Below are 22,444 nucleotides of genomic sequence, written 5' to 3' on the forward strand. Positions count from 1 at the left end.
CGGGGTCCGACAGAAGAAGGGGCTCAGGGGTGACGGGACGGGGTGTTGTCTCTGATCCAGGCGTCGGTCAGGCCGCCGAAGTGGGCCAGGAACTTCTCGTGCTCGTGCACGGGATAAGCAGCCCGGACGGTCTCGCGCAGCAGCGACTGGTATTCGTCGGAGGTGACCCACTCGTGCACGATCTCGTCGACGTGGCCGAGGTAGCGGGCGCAGAAGTCGGCGTACCGGTCGGCCTCGAAGTAGTCGTCGGCCAGCTTGCGGTAGGCGGCCAGCTTCTCGGCGTACGAGAGGGAAGGGTCATCCCCCACCGCGAAGTAGGCCGACATGTCCGTGTCCAGGCGCGGCTTGCGACCGGTGACCACGCAGTAGACCGACCACCGCAGGAGCGCGGCCATCGCCCACGGGAAGTAGTAGTGCAGCGAGGTGATCGCCACGTCGGGACAGGCGTTGGCGTAGTCGATCGGGTGCACGTCGTCGCCGCGCACCAGCGACTCGCACGAGTTGAACTCCCACCGGAAGAACGCGTTGACCAGCCGCGAGATGGTCACCACCTCGTCGCCCTGGGCGTCGGTGAGGAAGCCGTGCTGCACCTCGTAGCGGTTGTGCATGGGCTGCTCGGGCCGGAACTTCATGACCATCGTCTCGGGCCCGATCGACAGCGAGCGGGCGAAGACGTCGTAGCCCTCGACCGACGACTGCAGGTGCATCAGCCGCTCCCCGGAGGCGTCGTAGGCGGCGTGCAGCTCGTCCGGGTTGCGAATCTTGGAGACGCCGACCCAGGCCCCGCCGTCGTACGGCTTCATGTACATCGGATAGCCGACCTGAGCGGCCGTCGCGTCGAGGTCGAACTGCTCGTTGTAGCGGGCCGCCGTGTAGGCGTACCGGCTGTTGTCCAGCGGGTTCTTGTAGGGCACGAGGACCGTCTCGGGCACCTTGAGCCCGAGCCGCATCATCGCGCAGTAGGCCGCGTGCTTCTCCATCGACTGGAACGTGAACGGGCTGTTCAGCAGGTAGACGTCGTCCATCAGCGCGATCTTCTTGAGCCACTCGCGCGGGTGGTAATACCAGTAGGCGAGCCGGTCGATGACCAGGTCGTGGCGGGGCTTGTAGCGCAGGTTGAACGGCTCGATGGTGACCCGCACCGACGAGATCCGGTGCGACTTGCCGTCCGGGCCCGGCACCACGCCGAGCCGCCGCACCAGGGCCTCGAAGGCCCGTGGCCAATCGTCTTCAGTTCCCAGTAGGAGTCCGATGGTGTGTTCGACGTCCGCCACGGTGTGCCTCCGGTGCTTCAGGGCCAGATGCGTCTCAACAAACTGGTCAGATGGGGGTCGAGGGCGTCCCGCCATGCCGGCCAGTCATGGCCGCCCTCGATCTGCGCGAAGGTGAGCGGATAGCCCTGCGCCCGCAGCGCCTCGGCCATGCTCCGGTTGTTAGCCAGGTTCTCCTCGAGCCTGCCGCACGTCATCGTCACCGGCACGCCGGGACCGCTCGGCGAGCGCAGCACCCGCCCGGTCCAGCGGACGATCGCCAGGTAGCGGCCGAACCCGGACTCCTGCCGGTCGAAGCGCGGCTGGAAGAAACTGCCGCTCTGCAGGAAGAGCCCGGCGAACATCTCGGGATGGCGGCGCTGACAGTGCAGCATCGCGAGCGCGCCCAGGCTGGCGCCGATACCGGCCACGGGCCGGCCCGGCGAGAGGCGGTCGGTGAGTCGCGGCAGGATCTCCAGTCCGAGGCCGCGGGCGTACGCGGGCAGGGCCGCATACCAGGTGAAGCGGTCCCCGGCCGGCAGGAGCACGACGTGGCAGGGCTGCACGTGCCCGCCGGTGATCGAGGCGGCGACGTAGCGGCCGAGGTCGGCGTGCTTGTCGTAGTCGGCGCCGTCGTGGGCGATCAGGACCCGGTCGGTGGGCTCGGCCGGTGACCACACCCGGGCGGCCAGCTCGGTCCGCAGGTTTTTCACCGGGATGTCGAGCGACCACCATCGGCCGGCCGCGGCGGGCAGGCTCCACCAATCGGGGTCGCGCCGCAAGGAGACGTCCACCCGTTCCATGAACGCACTCTATTGGTCGGACGCCCCGGGCGCTCGGGTTGGTGAGGCTGGGATTCAGGGGGTGTAGGTCTGGGTCGCCGACGGCTCGGCCGGCAGGCCGAACATCTCGGTCAGCCCGGTCACCCGCAGCTGCCGGTGCACGAACTCGCTCGGGTTGCGCAGCACGAACCGGGTGCCCACCTCGCGGGCCGCGTTGTAGCCGCTGACCAGCGTGCCGATGCCCTGGGAATCCATGAACGTCACATAGAGCAGGTCGACGATCAGAGTCACCGGGCGCTCGCGCTGCACGGTGCCGAGCAGGGTCTCGCGCAGGGCGCCCACAGTGGCCGCGTCGAGGCTGCCGCGCACATCGACGACGAGCGCACCATCCGCCTGGCGCCGCGTGGTCATCACCGCCTCGCCCATCACCGAACCTCCGTACCTTCGGCCCCGCTCGTCGTCACCGTACCCCGCAATTCGCTCTCCTCGCAGGCTGCCGCCTGTTTCCGGGCCGGCGGCGGACACCCGGTGCGTACGCATTTGATGGCATGCGGTGAGGCCGGATCTTCCCCAGAGGTTGCGCGGTGACCATTCGTATGCCCAAAGTCACATAGGCGTGAGCCGATGACGGGAGGGGTGACATGGCGACAACTTCGGGACGGCCGGGCATCTTCGCGGTGCGCGACGTCCGGTCCCTCATCACCGAGACAGCGGAAGAGGGGCACGGCCTCAAGAAAGCGGTCGGCGCGACGCAGCTGACCGCGATGGGCGTCGGCGCGATCATCGGCACCGGCATCTTCGTGGTGATCGGGGAGGGTGCCGGCATCGCCGGGCCCGCGGTCATCCTGTCCTTCGTGCTGGCCGCGGTCGCCTGCACGTTCTCGGCGCTCTCCTACGCGGAGCTGGCCTCGTCCATCCCGGTGTCCGGCAGCGCCTACACCTACACCTACGCCACGATGGGCGAGCTCGTCGCCTGGATCATCGGCTGGGACCTGATTCTCGAGTACGGGGTGTCGGTCGCCGCGATCGCCGTCGGCTGGGGCGGCAATCTCAACGCGTTCCTCGACGCGGCCTTCGGGTTCGCTCTGCCGGACGCGATCGCCAAGTCACCGGAGGACGGCGGCATCTTCAACCTGCCGGCCGTGTTCGTGGTCCTGGCCATCACGTTCCTGCTGGTCCGGGGCGTGAGTGAGAGCGCCCGGGTCAACTTCGTCATGGTCGTGATCAAGCTGGCCGTGCTGCTGTTCTTCATCGTCGTCGCGTTCGCCAACTTCGGCACCGGCAACTTCCAGCCGTTCGCCCCCGAGGGAACCGACGGGGTGACCGCGGCCGCGGCGGTGATCTTCTTCGCCTATATCGGCTTCGACGCGGTGTCGACCGGCAGCGAGGAGGCTCGCAAGCCCGAGCGGGACCTGCCGCTGGCCATCATCGGATCGCTGATCATCTGCACGATCTTCTACGTGGCCACCACTGTCGGCGCGATCGGCATCGCGTCCCCCGAGCAGCTCGAGTCGAGTGACGCCCCGTTGGCTGCCGCCCTCGACCAGGGCGCCGGGATCAGCTGGGCGGCCGCGATCCTCGCGCTCGGCGCGGTCGTCGCGATCACCAGCGTCGTGCTGGTCATCATGTACGGCCAGACCCGCATCTTCTTCGCGATGTGCCGCGACGGCCTGCTGCCCCAGCGGCTGGCCAAGGTGAACCAGCGCTATGGCACGCCGGCCCGGCTGACGATCATCCTCGGGGTGCTGATCTCGATCCTGGCCGCGCTGGTACCGCTCAGCGAGATCGTCAAGCTGGTCAACATCGGCACCCTGTTCGCCTTCATCCTGGTCAACATCGGCGTGATCGTGCTGCGCCGCACCCGGCCCGAGATGCCCCGCCCTTACCGGGTGCCATGGTCGCCGGTGCTGCCGCTGATCGGCATCGCCTTCGCGATCTATCTCATGACCGACCTGCCGTGGGACACCTGGGTGCGGTTCGTCGTCTGGCTGGCGATCGGTGTGCTCATCTACTGGCTGTACGGCTACAAGAACTCCCGCCTGCGCCGCGAGCAGCCCTCCACGCCGAACTGGGCGCGCGAGAACGACCCGCACAAGCCGGAGGGCGGTGACCCGTCGTGACCGGGCCGGTGATCGTCGGTGTGGACGGCGGGCCCACCTCACCCGACGCCCTCACCCTGAGCCGCTGGTTCGCCGAGGCGCTGGGGGCGCCGCTGGTGGTGGCGGTCGTGCACCCGGCACCGGCCGCCCTGGGCTCGGGCCGGATCGACGCCGAATGGGTGGCCGACCGGCACCGGGCCGCCGAGCGGGTGCTCGACGGCGCCCGCAAGGAGCTGGAGGGCGTACCCACCGAAGTCGACTACCGGATGGTGGCGTCGTCGTCGGCCGCGCACGGCCTGCACGACCTGGCCGAGCAGGCCGGCGCGGCCATGGTCGTGATCGGCTCGGGCCGCACCGCCACCAAGGACCGGCTGATGGCCGGCAGCACGGCCGAACGCCTGCTGGCGGGCAGCGTCTGCCCGGTCGCGATCGCCCCGGCCGGCCTGCCCGCGCCGCCGGGCGAGCGCCGGCGCATCGGGGTGGCCTACGTGGACACGCCCGACGGCCGGGCCGCGCTCAACGCCGCCGCCGACATGGCCCGCCGCACCGGGGACACGCTGCGGCTCTACACCGTGGTGGCCGAGGGCGACGCCAGTCTGCCGTTCCTGATCGGCGACGACGTCGAGCGCGCCTTCCTGGACACGGCCCGCGAGACGTACGAGTTGTCGCTGCGCCGGGCGGCCGAGTCGGTGTCCCGCGTCGACATCGAGTGGGAGGTGATCGCGGGCAACGTGGTGGACGCGCTGGCCGACCTGACCGAGGTCGACGTGCTCTATTGCGGCTCGCGTGGATACGGCCCGGCCCGGCGCGTGCTGCTCGGCGGCGTCTCCACCCGGCTGGTCCGCCGCGCCTGCCGCCCGCTGGTCGTGGTACCCCGAGGCTAGTCGGCGCGGTGCTTGCCCCCGGCCTCGACCGGGACCGGGGGCTCCGCCTGCGCGGGCGCCGCGACCGACGTGGGGGTGTCGGCGGCGCGCTGATCCCAGGGCGCGACGGCGGGGTAGGCCGAGCCGGCGCCGAAGTCCTGCAGGGGCACGTAGACGCGGGCGTCGACCGCCTCGGCCAGCAGCAGCGCGGCCACCATCGCGGTGGGCCGCTCGAGCGGGTCACGGTTGAGGCAGCGCGACACCAGATCCTCGACCTCGGGCGGCAGTCCGTCGAGTGCGGGCAGCGGATCGGGGTCGAGGTAGCGCTGGGCGTGCACCAGCTCGGTCGGCGACTCGGCCCGCCACGGCAGCCGCCCGGTGATGCACTGGTGGAGCACCGTGCCCAGGGCGAACATGTCGCTGGCGGGGGTGGGCGGCACGTTGTGGAAGAGCTCCGGGGCCACATAGGCCGGGGCGCCCATCACCGGCGTGGTCGGGTCGGGGTCGGGTACGCCGGCCGGGGCTGCGATGCCGAAGTCGAGCACCTTGGCCCCGCTCGGGGTGAGCATCACGTTGGCCGGCTTGATGTCGCGGTGGACCACCTCGTGGTTGTGCGCGGCGGCCAGGGCGGCCGCCACCTCGGCACAGATCCGCACGCCGATGCGCCAGTCCATCGGGCCGGCCGCCAGGTGGGCGCTCAGTGTCTGCCCCTCGACCAGCTCCATCACGATGTACGGCTGCTCCCCCGCGGCCGGGTCGGGCCGCGAGGTGCCGAAGTCATGCACGCCGGCCACATTGGGGTGCGACAGCCGGGCCGCGGAACGGGCCTCGGACCGTACGAGATCGACGCCGGCCACCTCGCCCAGCGTGCCCTGGACGGTCGGCGCCATGATTTTGACCGCGACCGGGCGGTCGAGCACCCGGTCGTGCCCGCGCCAGACCTCGGACATCCCGCCGACGCCGATGCGCCGCACGAGCTGGTAGCGCCCGCCGAGCGTCCGCATGTACCGACCTCCCTGGAATTCTTCGGATCGCGGTACCCCTCGATCAGCGGGCAGAAACGCTGTTCCGCGCCACTGTATGGAGATACAGTCCCGAGCGTGACGCGCTACGGACCGATGTTCGGCCCCGATTACACGTTCCTCGGTGTCCCCGCCTGCGACTGGCAGGACCCGCCGACGTACGCGGAGGCCGACGTGGTCATCCTCGGTGCGCCCTTCGACGGCGGCACGTCACACCGCCCCGGCGCCCGATTCGGCCCCCAGGTCATCCGGGGCACAGACTATCTGCCGCACGACGCCTCGCGCCCGCACCTGGCGATGCGGGTCGATGCCCTCGGCGGCGACCTGACCGTGATGGACGCCGGTGACCTGGAGGTCTTCAGCGGCGAGATCCAGCGCAGCTGCGACTCGATCGAGGACGCGGTGGCGTTCGTCACCTCGAACGGGGCGATCCCGGTCATCCTCGGCGGCGACCACACCATCACCTGGCCCGACGTGGCCGGCGTGGCCCGCCACCACGGCGCCGGGACCATCTCGGTCATCCACTTCGACGCGCACGCCGACACCGGCGACATCGAGTTCGGCTCGCTCTACGGCCACGGCCAGCCGATGCGCCGGCTCATCGAGTCGGGCGCGGTCCGCGGTGACCGGTTCCTGCAGCTCGGCCTGCGCGGTTACTGGCCCGGCCCGGAGACGCTGGACTGGATGGCCGACCAGGGCATGAACTCGTTCCACATGAGCGAGATCGTCGACCGCGGCCTCGACGCGGTGCTCGACCAGGCGTTCGCGATCGCGCTCGACGGCTGCGACGGCGTCTTCCTGTCGGTCGACATCGACGTCTGCGACCCGGGTCACGCTCCCGGCACCGGGACGCCCGAGCCCGGCGGCTTCACCGCGCGGCAGCTGCTCGACAGCGTCTCGCGCATCTGTCACGAGCTGCCCGTGCTCGGCATGGACATCGTCGAGGTGTCGCCGCCGTTCGACCACGCCGAGATCACCGCGATGCTGGGCAACCGGGTCGTGCTGGAGGCGCTGTCCGGGATGGCCCGCCGGCGCAAGGACGGCACCGGGCCGCGCTGGGACCGCGCCACCCCGCTGCTCGAGGGCCGCGGCACCCAGCCGCCGCTCGGCTCCCGGGAGGCCCACCGGCCGCTGACCGGCCGTGATCCGCAGCACTCCCTGCCGCCCGCGGAGCGCTGATGTGACCAGCGTGACCATTCCTTAAACCTACCGGAGTTGTAGGGTTGAACCCGGCTGCTGCCAAGATCAACTGCGGCCGGAAGGACCTACCTCATGACGGCGAACGACTACGACGCCTGGCGCGAGAGCCGGCTGCGCAAGGTCACCGGCCCGCAGGGCAACCTGGCGCTGACCGAGACTCGGTGGGGCGCCGACGACCCCGCGGCGGCGCTGGCCGGCCAGCCCGCGACGGTCACCGTGACCACCCTCTCCCGGATCGATCTGCTGAGTGGTCTGGAGCAGCACGGCGTACGGCTGTGGGACGCCGACTCGCCGGCCATCCGGCACTTCAAGGGGATCGACACCTTCCCGTACGACCCCTCGTGGGTGGTCGAGGCGCGATACACCGAGGTGTCGGAGGACCGCGGGGTGCCGTTCGAGCACCAGCGTGACGAGGGCCGCACCCGGGAGCTGCCCGTGCCGGGCGACCTGCACGTGACGATCGCGGGTAGCGAGTACACGCTGCACGCCTTCGACGACGACGGCACGCTGCTGCTGGTCTTCGGTGATCCGACCAACGGGAAGACGACGTACGGGGCCGGGCGTTTCCTCTTCGTGGAGCGGGAACCCGGCACGGATCGGGTGCTCCTCGACTTCAACCGCGCGTTCGTGCCGCCGTGCGGTTTCTCGGCGGCCTACAACTGTCCGCTCCCGCCGGCGCAGAACCGGCTGGCGGTGCCGGTCGAAGCCGGCGAGAAGCGTCCCCTCTTCACCGATGACTTCACTATCTAAAGGAAATACCCGTGAAAAGACTCCTCATGGCAGCTGCCGCCTTCGGCCTGGCCGGAGTGCTGGCGGCCTGCGGCGGGGGTGACAGCGGATCGGCCTCCGGCGGTGGGGCGTCCGCGACCATCCAGGTCGGCTCGGTCTACGAGCCGCAGAACCTCGACAACACCGCCGGTGGCGGTCAGGGCGTGACCGAGGCGCTCAACGGCAACGTCTACGAGGGCCTGTTCAAGCTCACCGACACCGGCACCGTCGAACCGCTGCTGGCCCAGGAGCAGAAGGTCAGCGACGATGGCCTGACCTACACCTTCACCCTGCGGCCCGGCGTCAAGTTCCACTCGGGCAAGGCGCTGACCTCGGCCGACGTCAAGGCGAGCATCGAGCGGGTGACCGCCGAGAACTCCAAGTCGGCCCGCAAGAGCAACCTCGAGGTCGTCCAGACGATCACCACGCCGGACGCGTCCACCGTGGTCGTCAAGCTCAAGCAGCGCTCGATCTCGTTCGTCTACAACCTCTCGTACGTCTGGGTCGTCAACGCCGAGGCCAAGGACCTGACCACCACCGAGGACGGCACCGGCCCCTACCGGCTGGGCGAATGGAAGCGCGGCTCGACGCTGTCGCTGACCAAGTTCGACGGGTACTGGGGCACGGCGGCCAAGAACGCGGGCGTGGTGTTCCACTACTACTCGGACGCCACGGCGCTCAACAACGCGCTGCTGACCAACGCGGTCGACGTGGTGACCAGCGAGCAGAGCCCGGACGCGCTCGCCCAGTTCGACAACAACAGCGCCTACAAGGTGAACAACGGCAAGTCGACGACCAAGCTGCTGCTCGCCTTCAACGACAAGGTCGCGCCGTTCAACAAAGTCGAAGTCCGTCAGGCGGTCAGCTCGGCGATCGACGACAAGAAGCTGCTCACCTCGATCTGGGGCGACTACGGCACCCCGATCGGCTCGATGGTGCCGCCCAGCGACCCCTGGTACGAGGACCTGACCTCGGTCAACGCCTACGACCCGGCGATCGCCAAGCAGAAGCTGGCCGCGGCCGGTCTGCCCAACGGCTTCACCTTCACGCTGGACACCCCGAACTACGACCCGCACCCCACGGCGGCCACCTTCATCAAGTCGGAGCTGGCCAAGGTCGGCATCACGGTGAACATCAACACGATCACCGCCGACGAGTGGTACACCAAGGTCTATCAGAAGCGGGATTTCCAGGCGACGATGCAGGAGCACGTCAACGACCGTGACGTCGTCTGGTACGGCGACCCCGGCTTCTACTGGGGCTACAGCAACCCGCAGGTCACGGCCGAGATCAACCAGGCCGAGCAGGCGAAGACGACCGACGAGCAGACCGCCCTGCTCAAGAAGGCCAACCGGACGATCGCCGAGGAGGCGGCCAGTGACTGGCTCTACCTCTACCCGCAGATCGTCGTGGCGTCCTCGAAGCTGTCCGGCTACCCGGTCAACGGCCTCAACGCCCAGTTCTTCGCGTACGACATCGTGAAGAACTGACCAACCTGATGCCGCGCTATCTGGTGCGAAGGACCGCGATCCTGCTGGTGTCGCTGGTCCTCGCCGCGGTGGTGCTGTTCGTGCTGCTCCGGCTGCTGCCGGGCGACCCGGTCAACGCTCTGCTCCCGGTGGGAGCCACCCCCGAGCAGATCGAGGCCGCCCGGCGCGAGCTGGGCACGGACGTGTCACTGCCGGTCCAGTTCCTGCGGTGGCTCGGCGACGCGTTCACCCTCGATCTGGGCCGGTCCCTGATCAGTACGCTGCCGGTCGGGCCCGAGATCGCCGGCCGGCTGCCGGTCACCGTGCCCGTCACGCTGGCCGCCTTCCTGCTGGCCGTGGTGATCGCGGTGCCGGTGGGCGCGCTGGCCGCGATCCGCGCCGACCGATGGTACGGACCGATCATCAACGCGGTCGCCCAGCTCGGCATCGCGGTGCCGGCCTTCTGGATCGGCGTCCTGCTGGTCACCGTCTTCGCCCTGCGGCTGCAGGTGCTGCCGGCCGGCGGTTTCCCGCCCGACGGCTGGTCCCAGCCGGGCCCGGCGATCGAAGCGATCATCCTGCCGGTGGTGACGGTGGCGCTCGTGATGTCGGCTTCGCTGATCCGATACGTACGGGCGGCGACCCTCGGCGTGCTCGGAGCGGACTATCTGCGGACGGCGCGGGCGCTCGGGGAGTCATCGGCCTCCGCGATGTGGCGGCACGGGCTGCGTAACGCCTCGGTGCCGGTGATCGCCGTGCTGGCGGTCGAGCTGGCCACCACGTTCCTGGGCGCGGTGGTCGTCGAGAGCGTCTTCGCCCTGCCCGGCCTGGGCAGCCTGCTGGTCACCGGGATCCGCCAGCACGACTACCCGGTCATCCAGGGTGTGATGCTGGTCAGCACGGCGGCGGTCCTGCTGGTCGGCTTCCTGGGCGACATCGCGCAACGGCTGATCGACCCCCGGCTGCTGCAACGGGGTACGTCATGAGCCGGCGGCGGTCGCTGCACCTGGCCATCGGCCTGACCCTGGTGCTGATCCTGGCCGGGGCGGTCGTGGTGTCGTACTTCTGGCTGCCGTTCCCACCCGACGACACCTCCGGCGGGCGGTTGAGCCCACCCGGGGACGGCCACCTGCTCGGGACCGACAAGCTCGGCCGCGACCTCTTCACGCAGCTGCTGCTGGGCGGGCGGATCGCCTTCGCCACCGGGCTCGGCGCGGTGGCCGTGGGCGGCGTGCTCGGGGTGAGCCTGGGCCTGCTGGCCGGCTTCGCGACCCGCTGGCTGGACGACGCGGCGGCGGTCGCCCTGGACATCCTGATCGCCTTCCCGACCCTGCTCCTAGCCATGATCATCGTGGCCGGCGCCGGGGCGTCACTGGGCACGGCGATCCTGGCGATCGGCATCGGCATGGCGGCGATCGTGGCCCGGCTGACGCGGGTGCTGGTCAAGCAGGTGCTGTCCCGCGACTACATCACCACGGCCCGGATCGCCGGCGTCTCCTGGCCCGGCGTCGTGCTGAGCCACGTGCTGCCCAACATCGGCCCGGTGCTGCTGGTCAACCTGGCGTTGCAGGCAGGCTTGGCCGTCCTGGCCGAGGCGAGCCTGTCGTACCTCGGTCTGGGAACGCCGCCGCCGAACGCCTCCTGGGGGCGCATGCTCTTCGAGGCCCAGGCCACCGCGCTGACGTCTCCCCTGGCCGCCCTGGCCCCCGGCCTGGCCCTGGTGGCCCTGGTGATCGGCTTCAACCTGACCGCCGACGGCCTCCGCGACCTGACCGACCCCACCCGCGTTTCCGGCCCGTCCCGAGCTTCCCGCCGACGGACCCTCCAGTCCGATTCCGCCCACCAGCCGGCCCCGCGTGCTGACGCCTCCCACCAACCGGCGCCTGCCACTGGGCCCTCCCCCGAGTCGCGTCCCGCCACGGAAGGCCCTCTCGCCGCCCCCTCATCCGGGACGGTGGCCACCACCGACCCATTTCCCGGCCAAGTGCCTCCCTCTTCTCCGGGCCAAGTGCCTCCCTCTGATCCACCGAGCGGGCGGACCTGATGACACTGCTTGCTGTCGAGAACCTCAGCGTGCGCGATCAGGCCGGGAAAGCGCTGGTCGAGGACGTGTCCTTCGCTGTCGCGCCGGGCGACCGTACGGGATTGATCGGGGAATCGGGCTCGGGCAAGTCGCTGACCGCGCTCGCTGTCACCGGGCTGCTGCCCCCGGGACTCACGGCGACCGGAGAGGTCCTGCTCGACGGGGTCGACATGATCCGCGCGCCCGAACGCCGCCGCACGGGGGTGCGTGGGCGAGTGGCCTCAGTGGTTTTCCAGGAGCCGTTGACCGCGCTCGACCCGCTGATGCCGGCCGGGCGGCAGATCGCCGGGCCACTGCGGCGATTCGGTGGGCTGAAAAGTGCTGCGCTCGACCAAGCGGTGCGTGCAGCTCTCGAAGAGGTGCGGCTGACCGATACCGATCGGATCGCACGCGCCTATCCGCACCAGCTTTCCGGTGGGCAGCGGCAGCGGGTGGCGATCGCGATGGCACTGGCGTGCCGACCGAGGTTGCTGATCGCCGACGAGCCGACGACGGCACTCGACGTCACCGTGCAGGCGGAGATCCTCGACCTGCTCGACCGGCTCGTGGAAGTGCACGGCACCGCGCTGCTCTTCATCACCCACGACCTGCCGGTGGTGGCGCGGGTCGCGCGGCAGGCTCACGTGCTGCGGGCGGGCCGCATCGTCGAGTCGGGGCCGATCACCTCGCTGATCGCGCGCCCGGCCAACCCGTACACCCGGACGCTGGTCGACAGCGCCCGACGCTTCGACGCCGCCCTGACCGGTGCCGGCCGCCCTTCCCAAGGCCCCGACCTGGAAGGCGCCGGCCACTCCTCCCACCACGACGCTCCCAGGACCGACGACTCCCTCAGCGGCGCTCCCAGGACCGACGCTCCCAGGACCGACGACTCCCTCAGCGGCGCTCCTAGGACCGGTGGCGCTCCTAGGACCGACGGCGCTCCTAGGACCGGTGGTGACTCGTCTGTGAACGATCTAGGAGCGGACGATCCTAGGAGCGGCGGCGGCCACTTCGAGGGGGATGGAGGTGGAGGTGGTGGCCGTGAGTGAGGCGTCCATTCTGGAGGCTGATCGGGTGGGCTTCGCCTATCGGGGTGGGGCTCCTGTGCTGTCGGATGTGTCGCTCGCTGTGCGGCCGGGGCGCAACGTTGCCCTGGTGGGTGAGTCGGGGGCCGGGAAGACGACGCTGCTGCGGATTCTGCTCGGGCTCGCGCGGCCTACCAGCGGTGTGGTGCGGTTCGACGGCAGTCCGCTGAACCGGGCTCGGCTGCGGTCTTATCGGCGGGCGGCCCAGGCGGTGTTCCAGGACCCGTACTCGTCTCTTGACCCTCGCCAGAGAATTGGGCGCATCGTGGCGGAACCGCTGCGGGGGCTGGGGTTGGACGCCGACCCGAAGCGGGTGGCCACGGCGCTGGACGCGGTCGGGCTGCCGGCGGACACGGCCGGGCGGTATCCGCACGAGTTCTCCGGGGGGCAGCGGCAGCGCATCGCGATCGCGCGGGCCATCGTCTGCGAACCGCGGTTGCTGCTGGCCGACGAGCCGGTGAGCGCGCTCGACCTGACCACCCGGGTGCGGATCGTCGACCTGCTGGCCGAGCTGCGCGCATCCCGGGGTCTGACGATCCTCCTGGTGTCGCACGACCTCGGAGTCGTGGCGGAGTTGTGCGAGCAGACCGCCGTACTGGAAAGCGGGCGACTCGTCGAGCAGGGGCCGACCCAGCAGATCCTAGGAGCGCCCACGCACCCTTACACCCGCAAGCTGCTGGCCAGCGTCCCTCGACTGCCGAGTTAACGCTGAGTCATCGTTCTCGTGCGGTCTGCTTTGTTCGAACATTGCTTTTCCCGGCCACAGCCTGCGCTTTCCGGACTTTGATCCACGCAACTGCGCACTTGTTCCCGTCCTATCAGTAACGCAGAGTGCAGGAATGTCCCTCGACACCGCACCTCCCCTCTCCCCCTATCAGAAGATCGCCGCCGAGCTCCGCCATCAGATCTTCACCGGCAGCCTGGCCGTCGGCGCGAAGCTTCCGTCCGAGCACACGCTCGCCGGGGCGCACCGCGTCGCCCGCACCACGGTCCAGTCGGCGTTGCGCGTGCTGCGCACCGAAGGCCTGATCTCCTCGCGCAAGGGCGCCGGCAATTTCGTCACGAGCCTGGCCGTCGTCGACGCGCATCGCTGCCCGGCCCGGGTCGAGCTCGACCACCTGCAGGTCGGCTGGCTCAGCCGCCTGCCCCGGCCGGCCCACGGTCTCGACCGGATCCTGCACTGCGAGCTGGAGCACCCCCATCCCGGCGCGCACGCGGGCCTGGGTCAGCACGCGGCGGGCATCGGCTGGTGGGTGCAGTGGTCGCTCTCGTCCTCCGAGATCAACGCCATCGCCAACTGCACCGCCGTCCGCACGGCAGGCCACGCCGACGACAACCACTGCCTGCTCTACCGCGACCACTCCGGCCGCCACCTTTTCGGCAGCGACTACTCGTCCTGACCGACGCCGCGTCGGCAGAGACTCAGCCCGCCCCTCCGGCTGACGCCTCGTCGGTAGGAACCCAGCCCGACGCCAGCGCCTCATCCGTAGTTGCTCCAGCTGACAGTTGATCGGCAATACTCAGCCCCGTGCCGCTCCAGGCTGAAGTAGGAAATCGGCCTGGTATTGCCCCGGCTGACGCCACCCCAGCCTGCCCCAACCGCCCTTCAGCAGCGGCTACTCAGCCCGACTGGCTCCCGGCCACCCGACCCGCTTTCCCCGACCAGCCACCATCCCCCGTTTCACTCCACGACCCGCTTCGTGTAACGGCGGCACGGCACGCGGATGACCCCTTTCTCGTACGCCGCCTCGTAGTCGAATCCCCCAGCGTCGACCCACCCCGATCGCTCGTAAACCGCCGCGCCCGCACATTGCCCGGCACCACCGCGAGCCAGGCCACGGTGTGGCCGCCGACGGCGACCAGCCGTTCCGCCTCAGCGAGGAGCACGCGAGCCACACCGCCCCCGCGAAAGTTCCCATCGACGTAGACCTGCTCCACCTCGTCGGCGACAACCATGACAAAGCCGGCCACCACGCCATCGACAACCGCCACAGTTGTATCGCTCACCCGCTCCGAGGCCCGGACACTGAACGACGCGAGCGTCCTGGCCTCAACGAGGGCGTCGGGCACGTGACCCAGATGCCCGTCACGCCATCCCGCCGCCCAGATGACCGCCACGACCTCCGCGTCGCCGGGCCGGGCCGGCCGCAGAACGACGGCCGCACCAACCTGATCCGAACGCCCAACGCCCCCACGATCCCGAGCCGGACGCTGAACGCCGTCCCGGCCAACGGGATACGGAACGACGGCGTCGACCGGCTCGGCCCCGCGCGACGGTACGGCGTGGTCAGCCGCATCAGACAGAACTACCTGGCCAAACACTTGCAACGGGAGGACCCGGCCGACCGCGGGCGACGGCATGATCTGTTCAGCCACGTGTGACGGGCCGATCCGGTCAGCCAATTGCGTTGGGCCGGCCCGCTCATCAGCGTGCGACGGGACGATTCGGTCAGCCGCATAAGACGGGCCGACCTGGTCGGCTACCTCAGACACCACGTCCTGGTCAAACGCGTGCGAAGGGAAGACCTGGCCGGCCGCGGGCGACCGGACGATCTGTTCAGCGACATGCGACGTGCCTACCTGGTCAGCCAAGCCCGCCGGGACGACGTAATCAGTCCCGGGCAGGACCCGGTCAGACACCCGCGCCGGGACGACTTGGTCAGCCGCATAAGACGGGCCGACTCGGTCGGCTGCCTCAGACAACACGCCCTGGTCAAACGCGTGCGAGGGGAAGACCTGGTCAGCCACGTCCGACGAGACGAGCTGGTCGGCTTGGGGCGGCGAGATGACGTGGTCGGCCGGGGGCGGCGGGGTGGCGGGGGCGGCCGCGGGTAGCGGGGTGGCGTGGTGGCCGACCAGGTGGGTCAGGGCGCCGGTCAGCAAGTCGCGTGCTGTGTCTCGGTTGAGCGCCGGGTCGCCCAGGACGACTGGCAGCGCCAGGCCGTCGATGAGTGCCAGCGTCTGGCGCGCCACGTCCAGGGGGGCCGCGCTTGGCGTGAAAGTTCCGCGGCGTACGCCGGCCTGGACCTCCGCGGCGATCAGCTCCCGCCAACGCGTGTAGTCGGCGAGCACGTCCGCCCGGAGCTCGGTGTCGCGCAGGGCCCACCGCCAGGACTCCACCCACACCCGCCAGGACGAGTCGCTGTCCACCGCACCGGTCAGATACGAGGCGATCAGCATCAGCCTCGACCAGGGCTCCTGCTCCCCGGCCAGCCGGTCGGTCACCGCCTGGAAGTCGGCCCGCGCCGCGTGGCGGAACACCGCCAGCAGCATTTCCTCGCGACTGCCGAAGTAGTACTGCAGGGTCGACACCCCGACCCCGGTCGCCGCCGTCACGTCGGAGAAGCGTGTCGCGTCGGCTCCGCGCTCGGCCACGACCGCGCATGCGGCGGCCAGCACGTCCTCACGCCGGCCGGCGACCCGCTGCCCTTCGCGCACGGCGCATGTCTATCACGCTGATCCCCGGGGTCCGGCGCGGCTGGATGGCCCAATCGGCCGGGCGGTCGACTCACCGTGGCGATCACACTGCGCACAGCAACGCCGAAGAGTCACAAGGATCAACGTTCAGTGACCAAGCAGTACGGAACGTGACAGGTGGCCACCAGCGAATCATTCGCGTCTGCGAACACTTTTCTTTGACGGAGCAAATGAAGGCGGAATTCGGGCGCACGTGACTGACGCAAGTCGACTGTGAACAATGACGAGCGTTTCCGTCGCAAGAGGAACGACCGATTGTTTCGAGCAGGTGACGCGCAGAAAAGCGCCGGAGAGCCGGGCGATGTCCCGACGGCTCGACCTCCCCCATTCGGTCGCGAGCGAGCATACAGGTCCGTCCCGACGTAGTGGGGGCAACCCCTGAGACGGCCACCCATCCCGGCCTGGAACGCGGACCGGCTGGCGTACGCGCGATCCATCCCCGGTCCAAGGACAGTGAGCCCAACCGCCCTGTGGACAACTTTGTCCTGCTCAGACAGCAGTACGGCACGCCTGTGGACAACCACGACCCGCAGGCAGGACCGCGCGTAACGTGGCAACCCCAGCGGCGCAGGAGAAGGGCGGAAGCAATGGACGAGCTCGTTGCCCGGGCGTGTGACCTCATCGCGATCCCGTCCACGGCCGACCGGCCCGATCAGCTGAAACGCGCGGTCGACCTCGTCCTGGACGGGGTCGGGCCCGGCTTCGAGATCCGGCGGTTCGAGTCGCGCGGGAAGCCGAGTGCGCTGGTGCACCCGCCGGGGTCCGAGCAGTTCCGGGTGATCCTCAACGCGCACCTCGACGTCGTCCCGGGATCGGCGGAGCAGTTCGCCCCGCGGGTCGACGGGGACCGGCTTCTTGGACGCGGGGCTCACGACATGAAGGTCGCGGCTCTGGTCATGGCCGAGGTCTTCCGGGAGCTCGCCCTGCGGCTCGACATACCCATCGCGTTGCAACTGGTCACCGACGAGGAGGTGGGCGGCGCGGACGGCACGGCCCATCAGATCGCCGAAGGGGTGCGAGGCGATTTCGTGGTCATCGGGGAGCAGAGCCGGCTGCGAATTGTGAACGAGTCGCGCGGGCTGGCCCACGTGCGGCTCACCGCCGACGGGCGGGCGGCACACGCGGCGTACCCCTGGCTCGGGGATAATGCCCTGGTCGCCGTGGCCGAGGGAGTCGCGCGGCTGCTGCGGCGCTATCCGGTGCCCGAGGCCGAGGTGTGGCGCACGACCGTGAACGTCGCCCGGTTCGACACGCCCAATCAGGCCGTCAACCAGGTGCCGGATCGGGCCGGCGCGTGGCTCGACGTGCGGTTCCCGGCTGAGGATGGCGACTTCGCCGGGCGTACGGCGGAGGAGATCGCGGCTCACCTCGGGGCAATCGCCGGGGTGCCCGCCGTTGTCGAAGCGCTCGGTCACCCGCACCACGCCGACCCGGAGAGCGTCGAGGTCGGACTCCTGCGAGCGGCCGCGCGCGAAGTCGGCTTCTCCGGGGATCTGCTGGCCAAGCATGGTGCCGCGGATGGGCGGCACTATTCGGCGGTGGGCGTGGACGCCGTCATCTTCGGGCCGGGCGGCGACGGTCAGCACAGTGCGGACGAGTGGGCCGATCTGACGACCATCAAGCCGTACGGGGATGCCTTGCGCTCTTTCCTCCGGGCGCTCGAGGCCGCCCCACGCGGACGGGAGCCGGGCTCCCTCGCGGCCGACCGGCGCTGATCAGGGACCAGATGTCCGGCGCTGTAGGTACGAGCGGGCCGCGAGCAACAAGCGACGAGCGGCGAGCCGAGCAGCGGGCCGCGAGCTGAACAACGGGCCGCGAGCCGAGCAGCGGGCCGCGAGCCGAGTGACGAACCGCGAGCGATGGGCCAGCGCGATGGGGGGCGGGTCCTGCGGCGGGGTCAAAGGGTTGGTCCGGCGGCGGGGTCAGAGGGCTCCCGGCAGGTCCTCGTTGGCCAGGAGGAGCCAGCGGACGCGGCGGACCAGTTCGGCCGGGTTGAAGGGCTTGACCAGGTAGTCGTCGGCGCCGACGGTCATGCCGAGGTCGATGTCGACCTTGCGGCCGTGACCGCTCATCATGAGAACCGGGATCTGTGAGGTGTCGGCCGACGAGTGCAGCTCGTAGCAGACGCTCAGGCCGTCCAGGCCGGGCATCGACACGTCCAGGATGATCATGTCGGGCTGCTCGGTGACCACCATGCGCAGCGCGGAGGCTCCGTTGTCGGCGGTGACCACCCGGTAGCCGGCCGCGACCAGCTTGTGGGTGACCAGTTCGCGCACCGCCTCGTCGTCATCGGCCACCAGGATCGTCGGCTCGGCGAGGTCGGCGCACCAGTCCGCGACCGGCGCGGGGTGGCCGAACTCCGGCGCGACGAACGTGGGAACGATGGAAAGCGCTGCTCCGACCATTGATCTCTCTCCCCTGACTGCGGCGGTTGGTGTCCTCGAACGCCAGCCACCATCGGCGGGGCCGACCGGGCCTGCAGGAGATCGCCGGTTGCGCAACGGGTGCAGTTGGGTCGAGCGGGGAGAACCAGCACGGGAAAAAGAATGGCGGAGCCCCTCCTTGTGGGAGAGACCCCGCCACCGACAAGTGCGGCCGTTTTCCGGTCACACCTCGCGTCAGTCCGGAACGCTAGTGCACCCGGATCGATGCGCGGGCACGGAGCCCGAGCATCGTGATAACGCTCTCACCTGCCATCACCTGCGGTGACGCCTCAGATCAGCTCCGTGCGCAGGTCGTGTGCCCCGTCGTGGCGGGTGGCCTCGTAGTAGACCCGCCGGCGGCCGTCGGGCAGCTCGATCAGACTGAGGTAGCGCAGCCCGTGGGGCGCGTGCGGGCTGCCCAGCGGCTCCCCGGGCTCGGCCGTGAGCTCGCCGAAGCTGCCGTCGGCCAGGCGCTCGCCCCGGGCCACCCCGGTGCGCTCCTCCCAGTTCTCGCCAGCCGTCGCCCGCCCGTCGTAGGCCACCGTGATCTCGTCGCCGTCGACCTGGACCGATGACACGCGTACGCCCCGGGCGTCCCACTCCCCCGGCCGGCCCGCCAGCGCCGTTCCGCGCCACGTCCAGTGCACGCCGTCGGGGCTGGTCGCGTACTCGGTGGTCATCCGGTCCGCGTCGTCCCAGCTCTCCAGCGGGTGCACGGACGCCCACAGGTGCCACCCGTGTGCGTCCTGGTGGATGACCGGGTCCTTGACCCCGGCCGTGTCGTCGCCGGCCAGCACGACCCGCGGCGTCGCCGTGGCCAGCCCTTCGGGGGTGGCCGCCTCGAGCAGCTCGACCCGCCAGTGCTTGGTGCCGGGGGTCGCCGCGCTCACATAGAGCCGCCACCGGCCGTCCGGGGTGCGGGTCAGGGCGGGCCGTTCCAGCGACTCGGCGCCGAACTGCTCCTTGGTCACCTCGGCCACCGTGGCGAAGCTGACGCCGTCGTCCGAGCGGGCCACCACGTTGGCGATGCCCCGGCCCTCGCCGATCGGGAGCCGCACGCGGTAGGCCAGATAGACGTGACCGTCCGCGACGATGGAGCTGGGCGCGCCCGACCACGCCCCCGGTTCGTCACCGGGCGGCTCGATCACGACGGTGGACTCGTCCCAGCGTGGCAAGGGCAGGGTCGTGATTCCCGTGGACAAGGCGACTCCTAGGCGTGTCGGCGTTGAGACGGCAGAGGGTAGACGCCTAAGTGTGCAACATCTATGGGCAAAGTGGGGATTAGCGGCGGGCCGCGTGTCGATCCACGGAGAGCCAGTCGTCGTAGGACTCGCCCGTGACCTCGGTCAGCAGGGCGATGTCATCGACGAAGTGCGGCAGCAGAGCCGCTCGCTCCTCGGGCGTGGTGACCGGCCGGCTGCCCTGCTTGCGGTGCAGCAGCGTCAGCAGCGGCCCGCGGGCGGCCAGGCGCAGCGGCACCGGGAACCGATGCCCGAATGTGCCCCCACTGCGCAGGAGAAAGCGCAGAAACTGGTTCACACCGTTGTCCTCGACGACGTGCCGGTTCACGTTCTCGCGCGGAACCGCGGTGAGCACGCCGGTCCGGACGCCGAGGAACTCGCACACCCGGTCCAGGGTGGCCGCCGGCGCGTCCTTGAGCTCCTTGTATCGCAGCAGCAGCACCTGCTCGCGCGGGAGGTGCTCGTACAGGTGGCGCAGTTGCTCGCCGTACCGGCCCAGGCCCAGGTAGTGCCAGAAGGGCGCCCAGCCGGCGGCGATCCGGGCCGGCTCGGCCCGGCAGGCGGTGAGGAAGTCGGCCTCGGGCTCGAGACCCGCGTTCCACAGGTGCGTCCAGTTGGAGTGGGCGCGGTCGACCGGGTCGCGCAGCAGCACGATCAGCCGGGCCTGCGGGGTCAGCGATTTGATGCGCTCGTGCGAGGCGAGGTCGTGCAGATAGAAGGGGGTCGCCTCGCCCAGCAGAGCACCCGGCGGCGCGGGGGCGAAGAGCGCCTCGTAGTCGGACTGCCGCCAGACGTGCTCCTGGTAGGTCTGCACGTCACCGGGACCGCCACGGGCCGGCGGGCGCCCGGCGGAGAGGAAGAACTTGGGTTCCTTCACCGACGGCAGGAAGAGCTCGGGGTGACCCACCAGCGCGGCGTGCAGGGCGGTGGTTCCCGCCTTGGGCACGCCGGCGATCAGGAAGTCGGGGAGCGCCATGGAAGTCCCTCTCGTCGTCCGCCACTCGCTCGAAGTGAAACTTAGCCTACAGAACTAGTAGGCATTCGCGAGAGATGGCGGCGCACTTCACCTGCGGGGCGGCCACGGGGCGGCGCGCTTTACGTGCGGGTGAGCAGACGGCGCCACCACGTGACACGGCGGAAGCGGGGGCACGCCCCCGGCCCGCACAGGGAGCATTCGGTTCCTTGCCGGTAGTGCCGGTGAGCATCGTGCTCATGCCCGCAGACACAGAGGGCTTCATCAGCGTTCATCGTCTCACCAACGGTAAGGCGGCCCGAAAGCTACGGGGGCTACGCGGTTCGGTGACCTGCGCTGATATGTACCCCGGCCGGCACACTCCCATTCATCGATGAGTCGGCAACCAATCTGCAACCGAACGCGTACGCACCGTAATGTCCGCATGCGGTGAGGGATTTCACTGGGAGTAATCCGGCATTTTGCATACGACGGGATTGGGATATCGCGGTCATCTATGCGAGGGTTGTCGCTTTCATGGGCGACGCGCCCTGACCGACGGCAAATGTCCGTTACCGGCGGTAACGATGTGACGAAAATCTTCGGCAGTTGCCCATGTGAATACACTGCGGTCAACCGATTAGCGACAATGATCCGTCCGGTCGCCAGTAGGTTGTCTTTTCGGTCGGTTGACGCTTGGTAGCGGCTTGCTAGGTTGGTCGACAGAAGCGAAAGCCCTACGCTTCTTGCCACCAGATTTGCCGATCGAACCGCTTTGCCGCCCCCGGGAAGGGACCGACATGGAGTTTTCGACGCCCGCAGCGAACACGTGGGGTGACGGAGGTACGTCACCCACCGTAAGCGTGGTGATTCCGACCCTCAACGAGGAGCGCAACCTCCCGCACGTTTTCGCCAAACTGCCGGCGAACATCAACGAGGTGGTTCTGGTCGACGGTGGCTCGAAGGACCGGACTGTCGAGGTCGCCCGCGAGCTGCGCCCCGACGTCGTCGTGGTGCAGCAGACCCGCACCGGCAAGGGCAACGCCCTGGCGTGTGGCTTCGAGGCGTGCACCGGCGACATCATCGTGATGATCGACGCCGACGGCTCGACCGACCCGGCCGAGATCCCGCTGTTCGTCAAGAAGCTCACCGACGGCGCCGACTTCGTGAAGGGCAGCCGGTTCAACCACGGCGGCCACAGCCACGACATCACCAAGCTGCGCAAGCTGGGCAACGACGGCCTCAACGTCGTGGTCAACGTCCTGTTCGGGACGAAGTTCACCGACCTCTGCTACGGCTACAACGCCTTCTGGCGCACGGTCGTGCCGGTGCTCGACCTGCCCGACACGAAGCTCCCCCGCAAGACCGACGGCACCAAGCACTGGGGCGACGGCTTCGAGATCGAGACCATGATCAACATCCGGGCCGCGGTCGACGGGATGAAGGTCGGCGAGGTCGGCAGCATCGAGCACCGCCGGATCCACGGCGAGACCAACCTGAACACGTTCCGGGACGGTTTCCGCGTGCTGCGCACCATCTTCAGTGAGTTCGGCCGCATGCGCAGCCAGAAGCGCACCGGCGAGCGCCGCCCGGGTGGCGTCATCGTGCACCAGCAGCCGGGCACCCGCGCCCACGGCATCAAGCCCACGCCGGCGCCGGCCGCCAAGCCCCCGGTGACCCGCGAGCGGGACGAGGTCGGTGCCGCGAGCACCGACATCAAGCCCCTGAGCTGAGCCTGCCGCGCCCGTCCC

Annotated in this window: 20 protein-coding genes; 12 read left to right on the top strand and 8 right to left on the bottom strand. The window is 69.8% G+C overall.

From position 1 onward, the window contains the following. Positions 1–23: 23 nt before the first annotated feature. From NAG42_RS38455 to NAG42_RS38465, 3 genes are read right to left on the bottom strand one after another with little or no spacing between them, the layout of a single operon-like run. On the bottom strand, positions 24–1,274 hold the full coding sequence (locus NAG42_RS38455) for an ATP-grasp domain-containing protein (RefSeq protein WP_250037288.1): 1,251 nt from the start codon (positions 1,272–1,274) through the stop codon (positions 24–26). A 17-nt stretch (positions 1,275–1,291) separates the two neighbouring features. Next, the gene (locus NAG42_RS38460) at positions 1,292–2,053 is read right to left on the bottom strand and encodes an alpha/beta hydrolase (RefSeq protein WP_250037289.1); all 762 of its coding nucleotides are present in this window, start codon (positions 2,051–2,053) and stop codon (positions 1,292–1,294) included. A 54-nt stretch (positions 2,054–2,107) separates the two neighbouring features. Next, positions 2,108–2,458, bottom strand: a complete 351-nt coding sequence (locus tag NAG42_RS38465) for an STAS domain-containing protein (RefSeq protein WP_250037290.1) — start codon at positions 2,456–2,458, stop codon at positions 2,108–2,110. A 215-nt stretch (positions 2,459–2,673) separates the two neighbouring features. Between NAG42_RS38465 and NAG42_RS38470 the strand changes: the two genes are divergently transcribed. Both NAG42_RS38470 and NAG42_RS45210 read left to right on the top strand, forming a co-directional pair. After that, positions 2,674–4,152: an amino acid permease gene (locus NAG42_RS38470; protein ID WP_250037291.1), complete on the top strand. Its 1,479-nt coding sequence runs from the start codon at positions 2,674–2,676 to the stop codon at positions 4,150–4,152. Continuing rightward, positions 4,149–5,015 carry a universal stress protein gene (locus tag NAG42_RS45210; protein WP_250037292.1) on the top strand — a complete coding sequence of 289 codons (867 nt, stop codon included), beginning with the start codon at positions 4,149–4,151 and terminating at the stop codon, positions 5,013–5,015. The genes NAG42_RS38470 and NAG42_RS45210 overlap by 4 nt, the downstream gene beginning before the upstream one ends. Here the strand turns inward: NAG42_RS45210 and NAG42_RS38480 are convergent. Further along, a complete protein-coding gene (locus NAG42_RS38480) occupies positions 5,012–5,998 on the bottom strand; it encodes a serine/threonine-protein kinase (protein ID WP_250037293.1) in 987 nt (328 codons plus the stop codon). The two genes, NAG42_RS45210 and NAG42_RS38480, sit on opposite strands and share 4 nt — an antisense overlap. Before the next feature lie 96 nt (positions 5,999–6,094). On the opposite strand from NAG42_RS38480, the gene speB reads away from it, so the two are divergent. The 8 genes from speB to NAG42_RS38520 all read left to right on the top strand — a co-directional run bounded on the left by speB (position 6,095) and on the right by NAG42_RS38520 (position 14,000). Next, positions 6,095–7,195: an agmatinase gene (gene speB / locus NAG42_RS38485; RefSeq protein ID WP_250037294.1), complete on the top strand. Its 1,101-nt coding sequence runs from the start codon at positions 6,095–6,097 to the stop codon at positions 7,193–7,195. Between the two features lie 93 nt (positions 7,196–7,288). Beyond that, positions 7,289–7,966, top strand: a complete 678-nt coding sequence (locus tag NAG42_RS38490; protein ID WP_250037295.1) for a DUF1684 domain-containing protein — start codon at positions 7,289–7,291, stop codon at positions 7,964–7,966. A gap of 26 nt (positions 7,967–7,992) precedes the next feature. Continuing rightward, positions 7,993–9,474: an ABC transporter substrate-binding protein gene (locus tag NAG42_RS38495; RefSeq protein ID WP_250037296.1), complete on the top strand. Its 1,482-nt coding sequence runs from the start codon at positions 7,993–7,995 to the stop codon at positions 9,472–9,474. An 8-nt stretch (positions 9,475–9,482) separates the two neighbouring features. Further along, positions 9,483–10,439 (top strand): ABC transporter permease, encoded by a 957-nt coding sequence (locus NAG42_RS38500; protein ID WP_250037297.1) that lies wholly within the window; start codon positions 9,483–9,485, stop codon positions 10,437–10,439. Next, positions 10,436–11,497, top strand: coding sequence for an ABC transporter permease (locus NAG42_RS38505; RefSeq protein WP_250037298.1), 1,062 nt, complete (start codon positions 10,436–10,438; stop codon positions 11,495–11,497). Before NAG42_RS38500 ends, NAG42_RS38505 begins: the two co-directional genes overlap by 4 nt. Next, entirely contained in the window at positions 11,497–12,564 is a 1,068-nt protein-coding gene (locus tag NAG42_RS38510; RefSeq protein WP_250037299.1) for an ATP-binding cassette domain-containing protein, read from the top strand. Before NAG42_RS38505 ends, NAG42_RS38510 begins: the two co-directional genes overlap by 1 nt. Then, a complete protein-coding gene (locus NAG42_RS38515) occupies positions 12,557–13,306 on the top strand; it encodes an ABC transporter ATP-binding protein (RefSeq protein WP_250037300.1) in 750 nt (249 codons plus the stop codon). Before NAG42_RS38510 ends, NAG42_RS38515 begins: the two co-directional genes overlap by 8 nt. Before the next feature lie 133 nt (positions 13,307–13,439). Further along, complete coding sequence (locus tag NAG42_RS38520; protein WP_250037301.1) at positions 13,440–14,000, top strand: winged helix-turn-helix domain-containing protein; 561 nt, start codon at positions 13,440–13,442, stop codon at positions 13,998–14,000. Positions 14,001–14,220: 220 nt separating this feature from the next. On the opposite strand, the gene NAG42_RS38525 is transcribed toward NAG42_RS38520, so the two are convergent. Then, positions 14,221–16,038 carry a GNAT family N-acetyltransferase gene (locus NAG42_RS38525; RefSeq protein WP_250037302.1) on the bottom strand — a complete coding sequence of 606 codons (1,818 nt, stop codon included), beginning with the start codon at positions 16,036–16,038 and terminating at the stop codon, positions 14,221–14,223. A 626-nt stretch (positions 16,039–16,664) separates the two neighbouring features. Here NAG42_RS38525 and NAG42_RS38530 point away from each other — a divergent pair. After that, a complete protein-coding gene (locus NAG42_RS38530; RefSeq protein ID WP_250037303.1) occupies positions 16,665–17,792 on the top strand; it encodes a M20 family metallopeptidase in 1,128 nt (375 codons plus the stop codon). Between the two features lie 207 nt (positions 17,793–17,999). Here the strand turns inward: NAG42_RS38530 and NAG42_RS38535 are convergent, their stop codons facing one another. The 3 genes from NAG42_RS38535 to NAG42_RS38545 form a co-directional block, all read right to left on the bottom strand. Continuing rightward, entirely contained in the window at positions 18,000–18,482 is a 483-nt protein-coding gene (locus tag NAG42_RS38535; protein ID WP_250037304.1) for a response regulator transcription factor, read from the bottom strand. 308 nt (positions 18,483–18,790) lie between these two features. Further along, on the bottom strand, positions 18,791–19,702 hold the full coding sequence (locus NAG42_RS38540) for a hypothetical protein (protein WP_250037305.1): 912 nt from the start codon (positions 19,700–19,702) through the stop codon (positions 18,791–18,793). 79 nt (positions 19,703–19,781) lie between these two features. Continuing rightward, the gene (locus NAG42_RS38545; protein WP_250037306.1) at positions 19,782–20,717 is read right to left on the bottom strand and encodes a sulfotransferase family protein; all 936 of its coding nucleotides are present in this window, start codon (positions 20,715–20,717) and stop codon (positions 19,782–19,784) included. A gap of 842 nt (positions 20,718–21,559) precedes the next feature. On the opposite strand from NAG42_RS38545, the gene NAG42_RS38550 reads away from it, so the two are divergent. Continuing rightward, a complete protein-coding gene (locus NAG42_RS38550) occupies positions 21,560–22,426 on the top strand; it encodes a glycosyltransferase family 2 protein (RefSeq protein WP_250037308.1) in 867 nt (288 codons plus the stop codon). Positions 22,427–22,444 lie beyond the last annotated feature (18 nt).

The organism is Paractinoplanes maris, from assembly GCF_023544465.1.
Lineage (GTDB): Bacteria > Actinomycetota > Actinomycetes > Mycobacteriales > Micromonosporaceae > Actinoplanes > Actinoplanes maris.

What these genes read in the sequence shown, in the direction of transcription:
- NAG42_RS38460 (WP_250037289.1), bottom strand. Translation starts at nt 2,053, where the DNA reads ATGGAACGGGTGGACGTCTCCTTGCGGCGCGACCCCGATTGGTGGAGC.
- NAG42_RS38465 (WP_250037290.1), bottom strand. Translation starts at nt 2,458, where the DNA reads ATGGGCGAGGCGGTGATGACCACGCGGCGCCAGGCGGATGGTGCGCTC.
- NAG42_RS38470 (WP_250037291.1), top strand. Translation starts at nt 2,674, where the DNA reads ATGGCGACAACTTCGGGACGGCCGGGCATCTTCGCGGTGCGCGACGTC.
- NAG42_RS38480 (WP_250037293.1), bottom strand. Translation starts at nt 5,998, where the DNA reads ATGCGGACGCTCGGCGGGCGCTACCAGCTCGTGCGGCGCATCGGCGTC.
- NAG42_RS38490 (WP_250037295.1), top strand. Translation starts at nt 7,289, where the DNA reads ATGACGGCGAACGACTACGACGCCTGGCGCGAGAGCCGGCTGCGCAAG.
- NAG42_RS38495 (WP_250037296.1), top strand. Translation starts at nt 7,993, where the DNA reads ATGGCAGCTGCCGCCTTCGGCCTGGCCGGAGTGCTGGCGGCCTGCGGC.
- NAG42_RS38500 (WP_250037297.1), top strand. Translation starts at nt 9,483, where the DNA reads ATGCCGCGCTATCTGGTGCGAAGGACCGCGATCCTGCTGGTGTCGCTG.
- NAG42_RS38505 (WP_250037298.1), top strand. Translation starts at nt 10,436, where the DNA reads ATGAGCCGGCGGCGGTCGCTGCACCTGGCCATCGGCCTGACCCTGGTG.
- NAG42_RS38510 (WP_250037299.1), top strand. Translation starts at nt 11,497, where the DNA reads ATGACACTGCTTGCTGTCGAGAACCTCAGCGTGCGCGATCAGGCCGGG.
- NAG42_RS38520 (WP_250037301.1), top strand. Translation starts at nt 13,440, where the DNA reads ATGTCCCTCGACACCGCACCTCCCCTCTCCCCCTATCAGAAGATCGCC.
- NAG42_RS38530 (WP_250037303.1), top strand. Translation starts at nt 16,665, where the DNA reads ATGGACGAGCTCGTTGCCCGGGCGTGTGACCTCATCGCGATCCCGTCC.
- NAG42_RS38535 (WP_250037304.1), bottom strand. Translation starts at nt 18,482, where the DNA reads ATGGTCGGAGCAGCGCTTTCCATCGTTCCCACGTTCGTCGCGCCGGAG.
- NAG42_RS38545 (WP_250037306.1), bottom strand. Translation starts at nt 20,717, where the DNA reads ATGGCGCTCCCCGACTTCCTGATCGCCGGCGTGCCCAAGGCGGGAACC.